The organism is Streptomyces sp. NPDC031466, assembly GCF_055581265.1.
This window is the reverse complement of sequence record NZ_JBVIJT010000001.1, coordinates 345016-360950: the sequence shown is the minus strand read 5'-3', so window position 1 is coordinate 360950 and position 15935 is coordinate 345016. Positions and strand designations below refer to the sequence as shown.

The window sequence follows — 15935 nt, the reverse complement described above, 5'->3', positions numbered from 1 at the left end:
GGGGGAGGGGCGGGGGGAGACGGCGTGCACCGGCTGCTAGTCCCAGCCCGTGGTGTCCTGGACCTGCGCGACACCGCCCGCCCCCGCCGCCGCTGCCCCGTGCGCGTCGGTGGTGCCCGCCGAACCGCCGGCGAGCGAGAGGGCCCCGAGGGCCGCGACGGCGAGCAGGACGAGAACCGCGAGGAACTGGGTGAAGCGGGCACCGGTGGACATGTGATCACTCCTCTTGTGAAGGACTGTCTGTTCAGGAACGTCGGTGAAGGACTGGGTATGCAGGAATGCCTCGGAATGGGGGGCGCGGGGTCGGCGGCGAATTCAGGTCCTGCGCCGGAGCCGGAGCGCTCCGCGATCGACACTGACGATCCGGCTGCCTCCCCGCGGTGGCGGGGCGTCCTTGCGCCGGTGAAACCAGGTTTGCGTGCCGCCGTGGTGCGCCGCTAGGGCTGACCGCTGTCCTGATCCGGCCCTCGCATAGACCGTCCACCGGCATCCCCGGTGTCCCCGGCGTCCCAGAGTTCGTCGTAGAACTGGGGTACCAGGGCCGCCGCGCACGAAACGACCCGGGCGCCCCGAAGCGTGTGCTCGCCCGCCACGGCCCGTATGACGAACGCGCGCGCCGTGGCCTCCGCCCCGACCAGTGAAGCGGCGGTCACGAAGACCCCGACGGTCAGGCTCCGGTCCGTGTCCGGATGGATGCTGACGTGCTGTATCCCTTCGTGACGGAGTGCGTGGGACCGGAAGATCGCCCTGAGGCGCTCGGGCGCGGGGGGATCGACCGCCAACTGAACCCGTGCGTGAACAAGCTGCATCTTCCGAGCTTGCGCAAGGCGACACGGAGCCAACAAGGCGGGGTCGCGGCCGGTCTATGCCAGGTCCCGAAGCGGCCAGCACCCCCGACGAGTTTTGGCCAGAGGTGGCGGGTATCTCCCCCTGGACCCCTCTCGCTTGATAGCACTGGTGTGATGAGGCCCAACAGCTCGACTCAGGGGGTTGGAGTGACGCGGGGGACAGGAGTGCTCGACGCGCTCGGCCTGGACGACACCTGCGCGAACGTCTACAAGACCCTCCTGGCCCAGCCACAGGCGGACCTCGACGAACTCCAGGCCCTGCTCGGCCTCTCCGACACCCAACTGGGCGACTCACTCGACAGGTTGAGCGAGCTGGCGCTGATCCGCCCCTGCCTGGAGGAACCTCACGTCTTCCGCGCCGTCGACCCGGAGCTGGGCATCCAGGTCCTCATCGCCGAACAGCAGGAACGACTCGCCGCCGAACAGCAGCAGGTCGAGCGGCTGCGCGCCGCCGCCACCCGCCTCGCCGCCGACTTCGCCGCCAGCCGACCCCGCAAGGGCGTGGCCGACGTCGAACAGCTGGAGGGGATCGAGGAGATCCGGGACCGCATCCAGGTGCTGGTGCGGGAGGTCAAGGCCGAGGTGATGACCTTCGCCACCGGTGGTGCGCAGAGCGCCGCCAGCATGGACGCGGCCAAGCCGCAGGACGAGGAACTTCTGAGCCAGGGCGTGCGCATGCGCACCCTGTACCTGGACAGCGTCCGCAACAGCCCCGCCACCGTCGCCTACGCCAAGTGGCTCACGGAGCTGGGCGGCGAGGTGCGCACCACTCCCTCCCTCCCGGTACGCCTCATGATCCTGGACCGTGAGGTGGCCATCGTGCCCACCGACGGGGAGAACAGCGCCGCGGGCGCCCTCGTCCTCGGCGCCGACGGCACGCTCACCGCCCTGTGCGCCCTGTTCGACTCCTTGTGGGAGAAGGCCGCCCCGCTCGGCGCCGTCGCCCGCGACCGGGACGAGGACGGTCTGGCCCCGCAGGAGGTCGAGGTCCTCAAAATGCTGGCCCAGGGTCTCACCGACGAGGCCGTCGCCAAGCGTCTGGGTGTGTCGCCCCGCACCGCACGCCGCATCGCGGCCGACCTGATGGAGGAGCTGGGGGCCCGCAGTCGCTTCCAGGCCGGGGCGCGGGCGGTCGCGAAGGGCTGGCTGAGCGGGGACGAGTGACGGAGCCGCGCGCGCCTTGCCGAACCGGCAAGTTCCCGTGCCGAATCGTCGTGCGGCGGCAAGGCTGGGGCCCGTTCCCCTACCGAAGGAGCCCCGATGAGCACCACCGATGCGGTCACGTTCTGGGACGGCGTCCACGCGGCCCGCCCGGCGGACACCGAGCCCCGGCCGAACACACGACTTACCGAGACGGCCGCGGACCTGGCGCCCGGCGACGCGCTCGACCTCGGATGCGGCGGGGGCGGCGACACGGTGTGGCTCGCCCGTCAGGGGTGGCACGTCACCGCCGTCGACGTGTCGGCCGTGGCGGTCCAGCGCCTCGAAGCCCTCGCCGACGCCCACGGCCTCGCGGACCGGGTCGTCGCCGAACGGCATGACCTGCAGGAGACGTTCCCGCAGGGCGCGTTCGACCTCATCAGCGCCCACTACTTGCAGACGCCGCTGGCACTGGACAGGGCGACCGTCCTGCGCACGGCCGCGCACGCGCTGCGGGCCGGCGGACGGCTGCTGGTCGTCGACCACGGCTCGACCGCCCCCTGGTCATGGGACCAGGACCCCGGCCTCCGCTACCCCACCGCGCGGGAGGTCGCCGAGGACGTCGGCCTGGACCCGGCGGGGTGGACCGTCGAACGGGCCGAAGCGGCCCGCCGGACCGCCACCGGGCCCCAGGGCCGCACCGCCGAGGTCACCGACCACATCCTGCTCATCCGCCGGGCGGCCTGACCGGCGCGGCCTGACCGGCGTGGTCTGACCGGCGTGGTCTGTCTGAGCCGCTCCCTTTCCCTCCCGGTTCCCCTCCCCGGTTCCCCTCCCCGGTTCCCCTCCCCGGTTTACTTCCGGGCGGGCACACTTGAGGTGTACGGCCCAGAACGGAGACCCAGGACGAGACCCGGGAGTCAGGACGGACCCCATGCCCGCACACATACCCGCGGCCGCCCCCGACCCCGGCCTCTTCGGGCCCGCGTCGGTGACCTGGCAGGTCCACTCCGACCCCATGATGTGGATCGCCGGGATCCGCGCCCTCTACCTCCAGGCCCTGCACCCCCGCGCGGTGCGCGGCGTCATGCACAACAGTGACTTCCGCAAGGACGCCTGGGGCCGCCTGATGCGCACCGCCGCCTTCGTCGGCACCACCACGTACGGCACCACCGAGGCCGCCGAGAAGGCAGGCGCCCGCGTCCGCAAGATCCACGCGATGCTCACCGCCACCGACCCCGAAACGGGGGAGCGGTACGGCGTCGACGAGCCCGAACTGCTGCGCTGGGTGCACTGCGCGGAGATCGACTCCTACCTCCACGTCGCACGCCGGTCGGGAATCCGGATGCCGGACGACCTCGCCGACCGCTACGTCCACGAACACCGGCAGAGCGCCCGGCTGGTGGGCCTCGACCCCGCCGACGTACCCGGCACGACGGCCGAACTCGCCGCCTACTTCGACCAGCTGCGCCCCGAACTGGCCGCGGGCCCCGACGCCCGGGCCGTCGACGACTTCCTGCGGAACCCGCCGACGCCCGCGCTGCTCGCCCCGGCACGCGCCCTGCTGTGGCGGCGCGTGGCCGCGCTGGCGTACTCCTCCCTGCCGCCCTACGCCCACGAGCTGTACGGCAGACCCGCCCCCTCGCCCCCCGTGGTGACGCGCCGCCTCGTCCGTACGGGCACCGTCCTGCGCGCCGTCCCCGCCCGCGTACGCTGGCAACTCCCGCCCCGGCACATCCTGCGCGCCATGGCCCGTCTGGGCCCCGGCAGCCGCCCGGCCCCGCGCCGACTCCACAGGCGGGACGCCCTACCGGAGTAGCCAGGGCGTTCTCAGCGCCGCAGGTACGCCGTGCCCGAGCGCACGCCCCACCGGTAGGTGCTCAGGGCGCACAGGGCCACCGCCACCGTGTCCCAGGGGGCCGGGATCAGGCCCGTGCCGCCGAAGCTGCCGAGCGCCGAGAGCAGCAGCAGCCACGCGAGGTAGCCGAGGAGCCAGGCACCGGTGCGCAGTTCGGCCCCGAGGTTCAGCCGGTGGCGGCGCAGGACGGCGAACAGCAGCACCGCGGCCAGCAGTTCGGGCAGCGCGATCCGCAGGTTCTCCCAGGCGGACCAGTACACCAGCTCCGAGGCGACGACGAAACCGGCCGGTGCGATCCAGCCCAGGCCGCGGACCCAGCCCGCCAGCCGCTCGGGGGCGGCGGCCCGGAAGGTGCCCGCCGCCACGGAACACAGCGAATAACTCAGGAGGGCCAGCGCGCCGACGACGGTGATGATGTCGCGCCACCCGCTGGACGGCAGCAGGACGACGACGCTCAGGACGTAGTTCAGGGCCATGGCGTTGCGCGGCACGCCCACCCGCTGCGACACGACCGCGAAGCGCCGCGGCAGTGCCTCGTTCTTGGCCACCGCGTAGGTCTCGCGGCTGCCCGCCGCCACCGTCACATACGTCGAGCCGCCCGGCGAGAACACGGCGTCGGCGTAGATGACCGCGGCCAGCCAGCTGAGGTTGAGCAGCAGCGCCAGCTCGCCGAAGGGAGAGGCGAAGGTCAGCCCGCGCCAGCCCGAGCCGAGGGCGTCCGGCGGGACGGCGAAGATGAAGGTCAGCTGGAGGACGATGTGCAGCAGCACCGACAGTCCGATGGCGGTCAGCACCGCCCGGGGTATGTCCCGCCGGGGGTTCTTGGCCTCGGCGGACAGTTCGATGGGGGAGGCGAAGCCGTCGATGGCGTAGACGATCCCCGCGCTCGCGATCGCGGTCAGCGCGGCCGACCACCCGTACGGGGCGAACCCGCCGCCCGCCGAGACGTTCCCGGGATGGAAGCTCGACACCAGCAGCGCCACGACCGTGAGCAGCGGGACGCATATCTTGACCACGGTGACCAGCAGGTTCAGCCGGGCGAAGAGTTTCACCCCGAACCAGTTCAGGATCACGAGGAGCAGCAGCAGCGACGCTCCGGCGAGCCGTCCCTTGACGGTCAGCGCGTCGCCCTCGTACATCCCCGGCAGGTACCGGTTGGCGTACTGCACGATGGCGGAGGCCTGTGCGGCCATCGTGCTGGCGACCGCGAGGAGCATCGTCCAGCCGATGAGCGTGCCCGCGAGCGGTCCGTTCGCCAGGCGCGGCCACCGCACCATGCCGCCGGCCTCCGGAGTGCCGGCGCCCAACTCGATGAGCACCAGGGCGATCAGTGTCAACGAGGCCCCGCCGATCACCCAGGAGACCACGGCCGCGGGGCCCGCGGCCTGAGCCCCGGCGAACGAGGCGAAGAGCCAGCCCGAGCCGATGATGCCGCCGAAAGCCACCCCCGTCAGACTCCAGAAACCGAGCTCGCGCCGCAGGTTGCCGTCCTGGCCCGGCTTCGGCCGGGTTCCCGGGCCCGTCGCGGTGGCCGTCATGCCGCCCCTCCCGGGCTCGTGCTCACGGCGTCGGGCATGACGGATCGGTGTGCTCTCGGTTCCACGATGTCTTCCCCCACAGTGCGGCGATCGGGTGGTTGCGCGCGTCGGATTCAGGCGCGGTCGGCGACGAGCGCGGCCAGCCGGCCGATCCCCACGTCGATCCGCTCGGGCGAGAGGACGCTGAAGGACAGCCGGATCTGATGCGCTCCGCCGTCCCCCGCGTAGAAGTGGTACATGGGTGTCCACAGCACGCCGAAGCGCTCGGCGGAGTACTCCAGCAGCGCGTCGTCCGCACGGAAGGGCAGGGTGACGACGATGAACATGCCGCCCGCCGGAACGTTCCACGAGACCCCGGACGCGCGCAGCGGACCGTCGTCGCCGAAGTGCCCGCGCAAGCCGCTGACCACGGCCCGCAGGTTGTCGCGGTAGACCCGGGCCTCGCGCACGGTGGCCCGCTCCACGCTGCAGCCGTTGCGCAGCAGGAATCCGCCCACGACGGCCTGGGCGACCGTGGAGGTGTTGAGCGTGAGCATGCTCTTGAGCTTCGCGAGCTCGTCGGCGAAGAGACCGCCGCCGGTCATCGGCTGGTCCGCGACCACGTACCCCACGCGCGCCCCCGCGAAAGCCGTCTTCGCGAACGACCCGAAGTAGACCACACGGTGCCCGGTGTCCAGGGACTTCAGGGTGGGCAGCCGGCCCCCGCCCCCGTGGAACATCGAGTACGGGTTGTCCTCGAGGACCAGGAAGTCCTCCTGGTCGGCCAGCTCCAGGAGCCTTCGGCGGTCGGCCTGCGACATGCTGACACCGCTGGGGTTGGCGAAGTCGGGCACCACGTAGCACGCGCGCGGGCGCAGCCCCTCGGCGCGGGCGCGGCGGATCTGTTCGGCCAGGTCGTCCAGATCGATGCCGCCGGGCCCCTCCGCGACCGGCCGTACCGGCATGTCGACGAGCCGGGTCGCTCCGAGGAAGCCGACGTACGAGGGGTACGCGGTGAGGACGACGTCACGGTGGTCGCGGCGCAGCGCCCGCAGCACCAGGACCATCGCCTCCTGGCAGCCCGTGGTCACCAGCACGGACTCGGGGTCCACCGTCATCCGCTCGTCGTTCGCCAGATGGCGTGCGATCAGGTGGTGGATGAACCCCTTGGTGCGCCCGTACTGGAAGAGGGTGCGCCGCACGGCCTCGGGGCTCAGGCCGAGATCGTCCGCCAGGTGCCGCTCGAAGGCGCCCAGGTGGTCGCCGAGCGCGGAGACCTCGTAGAAGCCCTCGTACGGGCGCCCCGCGGCGAAGGAGACGGCGTCCGGGTGCCGGCCCGCGATGTCGTTGAGCAGCGTCATCGACGTCAGGCACGGGTCGCTCACCGAGGCGTGCAGATCGGCGGCGTCCAGCCGGACACCGCCGAGCACCGCGGGCGGCACCGGAGCGCTGCCGAGCCGCTCGGAAACACTGGTCATGGGGAGTCCTGTTCTCGTCGCCGGGTCCGGGGCGCGGGCACCGCGGACCCGGGAGGCAGATCAGCGGATCAGGGATCGGCGGTGCGCCGGGTTCAGCCGGGCAGCACTTCGGCGCGAAGCTCCACGAGGCGCTCGGGCTCCCGCAGGTCCGCAAGGACCTGGTCCAAGTCGTCCCCCACGGCCACGACATGGGCGTAGCGGGTGAGGAACGCGGCGGGCGGCAGGTCGAGTTCGTCGCCGGGCTCGGCGGTGATACCCGTCTCGTGGATGGTCGGCCCGAACCGGTCTTCCCGGACGACGACCTCCTCGGTCCGGCAGTGCCCCTGGGGCAGCAGGAACCGGACGGCCGCCGCCTTGCGGTGCTTGGGCGTGAGGTCGCTTCTGCGGCCGGCCGCCGCGTGGGCCGCCGCGACCGTGGGGTCGACGCCCGTCGCCAGCAGGCCCAGGTAGGGGATGAGGTCCCCGCCGAGCCGGGCGTTGACCTCCACCAGGCGCGGACCCGCGGGGGTCAGCTTGAACTCGGAGTGGGTGGCGCCGTATTGGAAGCCCAGGGCGCGGTGGATGTCGCGGAGCTGGCCGAGGAGTGCCTCGTCGCGGAAGAGCGGATCGCCCGCGTCGACGTCGTGGCCGGTCTCCTCGAAGTACGGTTCGAGGCCGAGGCGCTTGCGGGCGATGACGGTCGGATGGACCTCGCCGTCGTGGATGACGGCGTCGACGCTGATCTCCGGGCCGGTCAGGAACTCCTCCACCAGGACGTTCGCCGGGTAGCGCGGCAGGTTCATGAAGTCGGCGCCGTCGGCCGCGGCGAAGGCGGCGGCGATGTCCGCGGGACCGTCGGCGCGGACGACACCGAAACTGGCCGCCATGGCCCGTGCCTTGACGATGACCGGGTAGCCGATCTTCTCGGCCGCGTCCAGGGCCTCCTCGGCGGTGGTCACGGTGAAGGAGGCCGGCTGGGGCACGCCGGCGCCGGTGAGTGCGGCGCGAGTGGCGGCCTTGTCACGGCAGTTGATGATGGCTTCGGGCGGGCTGCCCGGCAGTCCGAGGTCCTGCGCGAGCCGTGCGCAGAAGACGACCTGCGTCTCGTCGTAGGTGAAGACGCCCACGACCGGGAGCTTGTCGACGACGGCCAGCGCCGCCTCGCGCACCGCGTCCGCGTTCCGCGTGTCGACCCGGGTGGCGCCCGCGCAGTACGCCAGCTGCCAGGTCGCCTCGGACGAGTCCAGCAGCCACAGCCGGTAGTGCCGGGAGACCGCGGCCAGGATGTATTCGCGGTAGGGGCGGTACCCGCTGCCCACCAGCAACAGGACCGGCGCCTCGGGCGCGGCGGGGTCCGGGGTCTGAACGGCCTGATCGGTCATGACGGTTCCTTCGGTCTGTGCGGGGACGAGCTGTGAACGCGGGACGCGCCGTGTGCGCGGGCCCGGCGCGCGACCGGATGCCGTGCGACAGCCGCCGGACGCGGCGGCCAACGGGGCCCGGAGGTGCCGGGGAGGAACAGCCGCGCCGTTCACGGAGTCGGCTGCCGGGGCCGGCCGGACGGAAGGGGCCGATTTCGGAAACTGGGCGGATGGTGCTGCGGATGCGCTGAGAATGTCTGCCGACCGCCCGGACGATTTTTGTGCCAGCCGGATTCTTGCCCGTGTTCTGAACGGATGTCAACGGATTACGGGATCGCCCGGAAACCCCGGCCCATCGCAATTCCCCCGCAGTCCGAAATCACCGGGCGCAAACGGACATTCACGGACGCGGTCCGCTCCCGTGACGTGGCCGCGTGCACACCGGGGACGCTAATGTGCGGCGCATGGATCTTCGTGCACGGAACAATCCGGAGAATTCTCCGTCCCCCTTTCCCGGAACCCGCGGCCCGCTTCCGGTGGACATAGCGGCGGCACCCCTTCGGGGAGGCCGGTCGTGATCACCGTATGGCTGCCGACCCCGGAATCGGAGGCTCTCATGGGCGGGCTCCCGAAGGGATTTCGGGCCGATGTGTGGACGGGGGAGGACCAACTCCCCGCCTCGGCGGACACGGTGGAGGTGGTCGTGCCGCCCTACGGCGTCGGCGACGCCCGGCTCTCCCGGCTCGCCGAGCTGCCCCGGCTGCGGCTCGTGCAGCTGGAGTCCGCCGGCGTGGAGTGGATCCGGCCCCACGTGCCCGAAGGCGTCGTCCTGTGCAACGCCAGTGGCGCCTACGACCGGGCGGTCGTCGAATGGGTCACCGGCGCCGTCCTGGCCCACCTGCTGCGGCTGCCCCGCTTCGAGCAGGCCCGCCGCGAGGAACGCTGGGACTACACCCACACGGACACGCTCGAGGGCAAGCGGGTGCTGCTCGTGGGGTACGGCTCCCTCGGCTCGGCGCTCGCCCCGGCCCTGGCCGCGTTCGGCGCCGACATCACGGCGGTGGCCCGGCGGGCGCGCCCGGGCGTGCACACGGTGGACGAGCTGCCCGCACTGCTGCCCGAGGCGGACATCGTGATCCTCCTGCTGCCGCTGACCCCGGCCACCACCGGCCTGGTGGACGCCGCGTTCCTGGACCGGATGCGGGACGGCACCCTGCTGGTGAACGCCGGTCGCGGCCGCCTGGTCGACACCGACGCGCTGGTCACCGAGCTGCGCGGCCGCCGACTGCTGGCGGCGCTCGACGTGACCGACCCGGAGCCGCTGCCGGCCGGCCACCCGCTGTGGTCCGCCCCCGGGCTGCTGCTGACACCGCACACCGCCGGGTCCAACGGGACACCGCCGGGCAGGGCCATGGCCCTGGCGAAGGCCCAGCTGGTCCGCTACGCGGCCGGCGAGCCGCTCGCCAACGTGATCGGCCCCGCAGGCTACTGACGTCCCCCGGGGGCCGGTCCCCGCGACCCGCGGACCGGCCCCCACGCGGCTCACAACCAGCCGGAGCGGACCAGAGCCTGCTGCTGCCCGGGGAGAGGGGCGGGCGTCTCGCCCTCCGGCCGGTTCCCCAGCTCGCCCGCCCGGACCCGCTCGAGCAGCCTGCGGGTCGCGTCCACGATCTCGGGCGCCGCCCCGCGCAGCTGAGCGGCATCCGTCGGACCGGCCGTGTCGGCGGGGAACCGGGCCGCTTCCAGCAGGCCGTCGAGGTCCGCCAGCCGGTCCCCGAGCCAGCCCATGGGGTCCGCGGACAGCTCCCGGACGAAGACCCGCTCACCCGGATCCCAGCCGGTGAACACCGGGTGGTGGTGGGTCCGGTCGAAGCTTCCCGGCCTGCCGTCGACCGACTCCAGGAAGTCGGCGCGCCACACCGGCCGGCCCACCGAGACCGGGTAGGCGGCGTAGACGGAGTCCACCAGCTCACCCTGCTCGACCAGCCGCAACTCCAGCCGGACCCCGTGCTCGGGGCTCTCCTGGCCCTTGAGCGGCTCGGGGTCGACGAAGTACAGATCCCCGACCACGACGCCGACCTTGTCGAAGGCGAACATGTAGAGCATGCGCATTCCTTTCGCGAGTGCTGTTGTGACGGTGGCGCGCCCTAGAGCGTCTTCTCCGGTTCGGCCGGCCGGACGGCGCGCAGGCTCCGCGAGGCCCGCCACAGCAGGACCGCCAGGAGCGAGGTGATCAGGGCCGGGGCGAACCGCAGCACGTGTTCCGACAGCGTCACCGACCAGCCGAGCAGGACGGAGGACAGGGCCGCGCCGCCCAGGATGAAGGCCCGCATCACCGCGTTGACCCGGCCCGACACCTCCTCGGGTATCGCCCGGAAGCGGTACTCGTTCGTGGTGACGTTCATGCCTCCCTCACCCGCCATCAGGGCGCAGAAGCCCAGCACCACGACGCCCTCCCACGGTACGAGGAGCGCGGCGGAGGCGGCGGCGCACACCAGGAACCACAGCCGGACACGCCGCTCGGCGGGCGCCCCCCGCCACAGCCGGCCGCCCAGCCAGGACCCGAGCGCGCTGCCGGCGGCCCCGACGGCCAGCACCGCCCCCGCCCAGCCGCTGGACCAGCCCCAGGTGTCGGCGGCGAGAACCAGCAGAACGGTCGGCACCGCGCCCGCGCCCAGGTTGTACACCGCGAGGACCGCGGTGAGCCGTGGTACGCCCGGTATCCTGCGGAAACTGCGGAAGCCCTCCTTCTGCATGCGCAGGAAGCCGCGCTCGACGACCGGTTTCTCCCCGCGCGGGAGCACGGCCGCGACGGCGGCGGTGACCAGGAAGGTGGCGGCGTCGATCCACAGCGCCCAATACCCCCCGACCCCCGCGAGGATGACACCGGCGACGGCGGGCCCGGCGCAGCGGGCCAGTTCCGTCGCGGCCCCGAACCGGCTGTACGCCTCGGTCAGCCGGTCCTGTGGCGCGAGCATGGGCAGCAGACTGAAGTCGCTGGTCAGGTTGGAGGTCACGGTGCCGCATCCGGCGACCAGGAGGACCACGAGGACCAGTTCGACCTGGTCCACCATGAGCAGGAACGGCGTGAGCGCGACGAGCAGGCCCTGCACCAGCTCGGAGACCATGAAGACCGCACGGCGCTCATAGCCGTCGATCAGGGTGCCCAGCAGGGGCGAGGCGACGAACGGCAGGTACTGCACACCGAGGCTGAGCGCGGCCATCAGGGGAGAACCCGTACTGGCCAGGATGGTCCACGGCATCGCCAGGTGCAGGAAGGTGTTGCCCAGTTCGGAGATCGACGCCGCGGAGGTCAGCAGCCAGAACTTGTGCCACGTCTCCTGCGCGGGCGGCCGCCCCGGCGGGCGCGACGTGGCCGGTGCCGCGCCCGCCCCGTTGCCTTCGGCACTGTCCATGCTCCGTCTCCTTCACTCCGTCCGGGACCGCGGCGGTGAGCACGCCCGCTCGCCGGGGGCGTGCTCACCTGGGGTATGTCAGTTCACGCGCGCGGCGATGGTCCGCGCGCAGGCCAGGGCCTCGGTGTGACTGGTGTCCACCTCGACGTCGTAGGTCACGCCCTTGTGCACGGCCTCCGCCTGCGAGACGGCCATGCCGATCACCCGGTCGCCACGGGCGATCTCACGGCCGGCCGCCACCTCGGGGTCGCAGTGGACACCGACCCAGAGCACCTCCAGGCCCTCCAGGTGGGCGCGCAGACGGTCCTGGGAGGCCGCTCCGCTGAGAAACACGTCGTCGATGATGATCCGGGCCCCGGCCCGCGCCATGGCGGCGACGCCCTTCGTCCAGGCCTCTTCCATCTCACGGAAACCCTCGCCCAGCACGACCTCGCCCTGCTGGCCGAACTCCACGCCGGAGCCGGACTCGATCAGGGACGGCGGCAGGCGGTCGATGAGGTCGTCGACGCCGAGGTTGATCCACGGGTCGGGCAGGATCGCCTTCAGACAGCGGGTGATTCCGCTCTTGCCGGAGCTGGATCCACCGTTGAGGACAATGACTTGGGTACTCACTTGATCGGCTCCCCTTCGAGAGTGATGCGTTCCATTTTGCGGGCGTGCGGCCAGTAGTCGGAGACCGCGTAATGCTGGCTGGCCAGGTTGTCCCAGATCGCCACGTCACCCTCCTCCCACGAGAAACGGCACTGGAATTCCGGACGCCATGCCAAGAGGTGCACCATATCCAGAATTCGCTTGCTCTCCGCCTCGTCGAGACCTTCGATGCGGACCCCCGAGACCTTGTTGGAGAAGAGGGACTTCTCGCCGGTGAAAGGGTGCGTGAGCACGAGGGGATGCGACTGCGCGGGGTACTTCTCCCGCATGCGGCTCAGCGCCTCGTCGTTGCCGTCGAACGCGGGGAAGTAGATCTGCATCCAGTCGTGCACGATCCGCAGGCCCTCCAACTGCTCCTTGACCTCGTCGCTGAGCGAGGCGTACGCCGCCGCCATGTTCGCCCAGCAGGTGTCGCCGCCCCGCGGCGGGATCTGCACGGCCCGCAGCATCGAGCCGAAGGTCGGGACCTCGCGCCAGTTGAGGTCGCTGTGCCAGGCGTTGAGGTTCCCGGTGTGCTTCTCGTCGTGGTAGATCCCGGTGATCTCCGGGTACTCGTGGTAGGGCTGGAACGGCGAGATGCCGTGCACCACGGGCTCGTCCTCGGAGATGAACGGGTGCACCTCGGTCCTGCCGAGCCGCTTCGCGACCTTCATGAAGGTGTGGCGGTCGAGGTGCTGGCTCTTGAAGAACACCACCTTGTGCTGCAGCAGCAGTTCGGTGACGAAGTCGCGGAGTCCGGGATCGGCCGGGTCCAGGCGGTAGTCGTCGACGACCACTCCGATGTGCGTGCCGAGCTTCGTGCGGGCCACTAGTCCCCTGCCTTCGTTTCGAGTGTGTACGTGTGGATGATCCGGGTGATGTCCTGCTCCACCGCGGCCGTGGACTCCCCACTGACCAAAAACCCCCCGGCGGTCGGCCAGATCCGGCCGTCCGCGTCGAGGACCTCACCGACCGCCGGGGTGTCGACGGCCACCACGGAGGAGGGGAGTTCGTCGAGTCCGGTGACGGCGACGACCCGCACGGCCCCGGCGACGGCGGGCATGTACAGCCAGCCGGAGGCCCCCACCTCCCGGTGGTCCAGCATGGTCGTGGGCGTCGCCAGGTCCGAGGGCCGGCCCAGGCAGGCCAGCGCCGCCTCCTTGGCGAGGTCCACGCCGTAGACGGTGCGCTGGTGCCAACTGATGCCGGCGCCGCCGAAGCGGTTGCCGATCTCCAGGAAGACCAGCTCGTCCTCGGGAGTGTGGAACAGCTCCATGTGGAAGGTGCTGTCCGTGAGATCCAGGGCGCGCAGCACCGTCTCGGTGAACCGCCGTATCCTGTCCACGAGTTCGGGGTCGTCCGGGGTCACCGCCGCCAGCGGGGCGGTGCCGTGCTGGAAGTCGAAGCAGCTGTCGAGGTAGCGCGAGGCGCAGAACCAGTGCGTCTTCGCGTCCCGGACGACACCGTCGATGTGGTAGATGGAGCCGTCCACGAACTCCTCGACCTCGTACCCCTCCTCGATGTCGCCCGCCTCGGCGAGCGCGAGGAGTTCCGCCGCCCCGTCGAGGATCCGGACACCGATGCTCGCCCCCTGGCTCCGCGGCTTGAGCACGATCCGGCCGGGCATCCGGCCGGCGAACTCGGCCAGCTCCGCGTGCCCGGTGTCCGGCCCCACCGCGAGGAACCGCGGGACGCGGATACCCGTGCCGGACAGGGCCTGTTTCATCGGCACCTTGTCCCGGCACCGCAGCGCGGTCTCCACGCTCGTGCCCGGCACCCCGAAGTGCTCGCGCAACCGGGCCGCGGGCAGCGTGGTGTGCTCGTAGAGGCCGACGATCCCCGCGGGCGGGCCGAACTCGGCGATGAGTTCGGCGACGAGTTCGCGCATGCGGTCCACGGCCCGGTCATAGGTGTCCAGGTCGTCCGAGTCCGGCAGGTCGAGGACCGCGATCCGGGCGAACCGCGACGCCAGCGTGTCGGGCAGCCGCGCGGCGCTCGCCCGGGGCATCACGACGGTCACCCGGTCGGCGTCGAAGTCCGCGGTGTGCGCCTCCGAGGCGTGGAACCCGATGTGCACGACATGCCGCTTGCCGGCGCTCACGGCCGCACTGCCATCGTCTCGTGCAGGAACAGCCGCTTCGACGTGCCGCCCCGCTCCTTCACGTACGCGACCAGCTTGTCGCTGTCGATCATCGCCGGATGCCTCTCGTCGTACTCGACGCACATCACCGCGCCGAGCCAGGGCTCCTGGCCCATCGCGTACACGTAGACGGAGTCGGCCCCGAGCGCGTCGACGATCGCGGCCGCCTGCTCGAAGTTGCTGCCCTTCAGGCGCCGGCCCGCGTCGACGCGGCGCTCCAGCTTCTCCGGGAAGAGCGGACCGTAGAGCCAGCTGACCGGCGCGCCCACGCTCTCCATCCCGATGAACACCGTGTGCACCTGGCCGAGCGCGGCCGTCACCTGCGGGTACAGCTCGGGGGAGACGTTGGTGGAGTCCGCGGCGAACAGCACCCGGGTGCCGTCCAGATCCAGCATCCAGCCGCACTTGGTACGGATCCGGATGTCACCGTGCTCCCCGAGGAACGGCACCGCCGTGATGGTGCCGCCGGGGGTGTCGAGCACGTCCAGGTCGTCGAGTTCGACCACGTCACGGAAGCCGAGCCGGGTCAGCGTCTGCTTGAGGCCGGGGTCCACCAGGCTGGAGTTGGCGGACTTGGCGATGACGACCCTGCCGACCCGGTGGCGGATCTTGATCAGGGTCTCCAGGAGCATGTGGTCCTGGTGATTGTGGGTGATCATCACGTAGTCGACGCGCTCGGGCAGGTCGTCGAAGGTGAACCTGCCGTCGCTCTCGCACGAGTACCCGCTGTAGCTGATCACGGGGTCGACCAGGAAGGTGGTGCCCCGGTGCCGGACGAACACGCAGGCGTGGCCGACGTATTCGATGACGTCCTCGCCGGTGTCCACCGGCCCGGGGGCCGCCTCGGGGGCCGGGCTCTCCTCGAAGAACCCCCGGAAGGTCGCGGCGCGCTCCGCGTCCAGGCCGAGGTCCGCGGTCACCCGGTCCAGCTCCTGCGGGGTGAGGCCGCCGCGGAAGACCGTGTCCAGCAGCTCGGAGTCCAGCGGCACGGTGACCAGTACCTGCTCGCTCGTGTACTCGAGCACCGGGGTGGTCAGCGCGAACTCACGCGCGTCCTGGTGGATCTCGGAGAACCTGACCTGCTGCAGAGAGGGGTCGAAGTACGGGGAGCGGTACAGGAGCGGCTCGATGAACCGGTAGTCGGGCGTGCGGTTGTCCCGGTCGTAGAACAGCTCCACGCGGCCGGCCAGCGGCCCGGGCAGCTGCCCGTACACCTGGTCCATCGACGCACCGGTCTGGCCGGGCAGGATCTTCTGCTCCAACTCATCGATGGCGTCCGCGAGTTCGAGCAGCGGGGCGTGCTGTTCCCGCGCGGCGTCGTACCACTCCCGGACCCGGTCGTACGAGCCGTCGCGCTCGTGCACGAAAGGACCGCCGAGGAAGCGGGCCTGCCGCAGTGCCGTGCGGTGGGTCTCGGGATCGGCGAGGTAGGACTCGACGATGTTCCGGTAGTGGTTCTTCAGGTACTTCGCCAGGGTGTGCGGAGGGATCAGGTACGACCACGCGTACCACCCGGCGACGGCCGGCTCCGCGATGACGTTCTTCTTGAGGGACAGCGACTGGGTCAC

Annotated in this window: 14 protein-coding genes; 4 read left to right on the top strand and 10 right to left on the bottom strand. The window is 71.5% G+C overall.

Annotated elements, in window-relative coordinates; genetic code table 11:
• Positions 1 to 36: 36 nt before the first annotated feature.
• The gene (locus tag ACZ5GP_RS01275; protein ID WP_468748779.1) at positions 37 to 213 is read right to left on the bottom strand and encodes a hypothetical protein; all 177 of its coding nucleotides are present in this window, start codon (positions 211 to 213) and stop codon (positions 37 to 39) included.
• A 782-nt stretch (positions 214 to 995) separates the two neighbouring features.
• Between ACZ5GP_RS01275 and ACZ5GP_RS01270 the strand changes: the two genes are divergently transcribed.
• The 3 genes from ACZ5GP_RS01270 to ACZ5GP_RS01260 all read left to right on the top strand — a co-directional run bounded on the left by ACZ5GP_RS01270 (position 996) and on the right by ACZ5GP_RS01260 (position 3807).
• Positions 996 to 2012, top strand: a complete 1017-nt coding sequence (locus ACZ5GP_RS01270; RefSeq protein WP_468748778.1) for a helix-turn-helix domain-containing protein — start codon at positions 996 to 998, stop codon at positions 2010 to 2012.
• Between the two features lie 96 nt (positions 2013 to 2108).
• Positions 2109 to 2735: an SAM-dependent methyltransferase gene (locus tag ACZ5GP_RS01265; RefSeq protein WP_468748777.1), complete on the top strand. Its 627-nt coding sequence runs from the start codon at positions 2109 to 2111 to the stop codon at positions 2733 to 2735.
• Positions 2736 to 2922: 187 nt separating this feature from the next.
• The gene (locus ACZ5GP_RS01260) at positions 2923 to 3807 is read left to right on the top strand and encodes an oxygenase MpaB family protein (RefSeq protein ID WP_468748776.1); all 885 of its coding nucleotides are present in this window, start codon (positions 2923 to 2925) and stop codon (positions 3805 to 3807) included.
• 11 nt (positions 3808 to 3818) lie between these two features.
• Here the strand turns inward: ACZ5GP_RS01260 and ACZ5GP_RS01255 are convergent, their stop codons facing one another.
• The 3 genes from ACZ5GP_RS01255 to ACZ5GP_RS01245 form a co-directional block, all read right to left on the bottom strand.
• Positions 3819 to 5384 carry an APC family permease gene (locus ACZ5GP_RS01255; protein ID WP_468748775.1) on the bottom strand — a complete coding sequence of 522 codons (1566 nt, stop codon included), beginning with the start codon at positions 5382 to 5384 and terminating at the stop codon, positions 3819 to 3821.
• A 113-nt stretch (positions 5385 to 5497) separates the two neighbouring features.
• The gene (locus ACZ5GP_RS01250) at positions 5498 to 6841 is read right to left on the bottom strand and encodes an aminotransferase-like domain-containing protein (protein ID WP_468748774.1); all 1344 of its coding nucleotides are present in this window, start codon (positions 6839 to 6841) and stop codon (positions 5498 to 5500) included.
• A gap of 92 nt (positions 6842 to 6933) precedes the next feature.
• Entirely contained in the window at positions 6934 to 8202 is a 1269-nt protein-coding gene (locus ACZ5GP_RS01245) for an ATP-grasp domain-containing protein (RefSeq protein ID WP_468748773.1), read from the bottom strand.
• A 553-nt stretch (positions 8203 to 8755) separates the two neighbouring features.
• Between ACZ5GP_RS01245 and ACZ5GP_RS01240 the strand changes: the two genes are divergently transcribed.
• Complete coding sequence (locus tag ACZ5GP_RS01240) at positions 8756 to 9673, top strand: 2-hydroxyacid dehydrogenase (protein WP_468748772.1); 918 nt, start codon at positions 8756 to 8758, stop codon at positions 9671 to 9673.
• Between the two features lie 50 nt (positions 9674 to 9723).
• On the opposite strand, the gene ACZ5GP_RS01235 is transcribed toward ACZ5GP_RS01240, so the two are convergent.
• The 6 genes from ACZ5GP_RS01235 to ACZ5GP_RS01210 all read right to left on the bottom strand — a co-directional run bounded on the left by ACZ5GP_RS01235 (position 9724) and on the right by ACZ5GP_RS01210 (position 15935).
• On the bottom strand, positions 9724 to 10287 hold the full coding sequence (locus ACZ5GP_RS01235) for a hypothetical protein (RefSeq protein WP_358696731.1): 564 nt from the start codon (positions 10285 to 10287) through the stop codon (positions 9724 to 9726).
• A gap of 41 nt (positions 10288 to 10328) precedes the next feature.
• Complete coding sequence (locus ACZ5GP_RS01230) at positions 10329 to 11597, bottom strand: MFS transporter (RefSeq protein WP_468748771.1); 1269 nt, start codon at positions 11595 to 11597, stop codon at positions 10329 to 10331.
• Between the two features lie 78 nt (positions 11598 to 11675).
• Positions 11676 to 12209, bottom strand: coding sequence for a chloramphenicol phosphotransferase CPT (gene cpt / locus ACZ5GP_RS01225; RefSeq protein ID WP_468748770.1), 534 nt, complete (start codon positions 12207 to 12209; stop codon positions 11676 to 11678).
• Positions 12206 to 13057, bottom strand: a complete 852-nt coding sequence (locus tag ACZ5GP_RS01220) for a TauD/TfdA dioxygenase family protein (protein ID WP_468748769.1) — start codon at positions 13055 to 13057, stop codon at positions 12206 to 12208. The genes cpt and ACZ5GP_RS01220 overlap by 4 nt, the downstream gene beginning before the upstream one ends.
• Positions 13057 to 14328 (bottom strand): ATP-grasp domain-containing protein, encoded by a 1272-nt coding sequence (locus ACZ5GP_RS01215; protein ID WP_468748768.1) that lies wholly within the window; start codon positions 14326 to 14328, stop codon positions 13057 to 13059. Before ACZ5GP_RS01215 ends, ACZ5GP_RS01220 begins: the two co-directional genes overlap by 1 nt.
• On the bottom strand, positions 14325 to 15935 hold the full coding sequence (locus ACZ5GP_RS01210; RefSeq protein WP_468748767.1) for an MBL fold metallo-hydrolase: 1611 nt from the start codon (positions 15933 to 15935) through the stop codon (positions 14325 to 14327). Before ACZ5GP_RS01210 ends, ACZ5GP_RS01215 begins: the two co-directional genes overlap by 4 nt.

Coding starts and splice junctions, on each gene's coding strand:
- ACZ5GP_RS01230 (WP_468748771.1), bottom strand. CDS start 11,597: ATGGACAGTGCCGAAGGCAACGGGGCGGGCGCGGCACCGGCCACGTCG.
- ACZ5GP_RS01255 (WP_468748775.1), bottom strand. CDS start 5,384: ATGACGGCCACCGCGACGGGCCCGGGAACCCGGCCGAAGCCGGGCCAG.
- ACZ5GP_RS01235 (WP_358696731.1), bottom strand. CDS start 10,287: ATGCTCTACATGTTCGCCTTCGACAAGGTCGGCGTCGTGGTCGGGGAT.
- ACZ5GP_RS01250 (WP_468748774.1), bottom strand. CDS start 6,841: ATGACCAGTGTTTCCGAGCGGCTCGGCAGCGCTCCGGTGCCGCCCGCG.
- ACZ5GP_RS01260 (WP_468748776.1), top strand. CDS start 2,923: ATGCCCGCACACATACCCGCGGCCGCCCCCGACCCCGGCCTCTTCGGG.
- ACZ5GP_RS01275 (WP_468748779.1), bottom strand. CDS start 213: ATGTCCACCGGTGCCCGCTTCACCCAGTTCCTCGCGGTTCTCGTCCTG.
- ACZ5GP_RS01245 (WP_468748773.1), bottom strand. CDS start 8,202: ATGACCGATCAGGCCGTTCAGACCCCGGACCCCGCCGCGCCCGAGGCG.
- ACZ5GP_RS01265 (WP_468748777.1), top strand. CDS start 2,109: ATGAGCACCACCGATGCGGTCACGTTCTGGGACGGCGTCCACGCGGCC.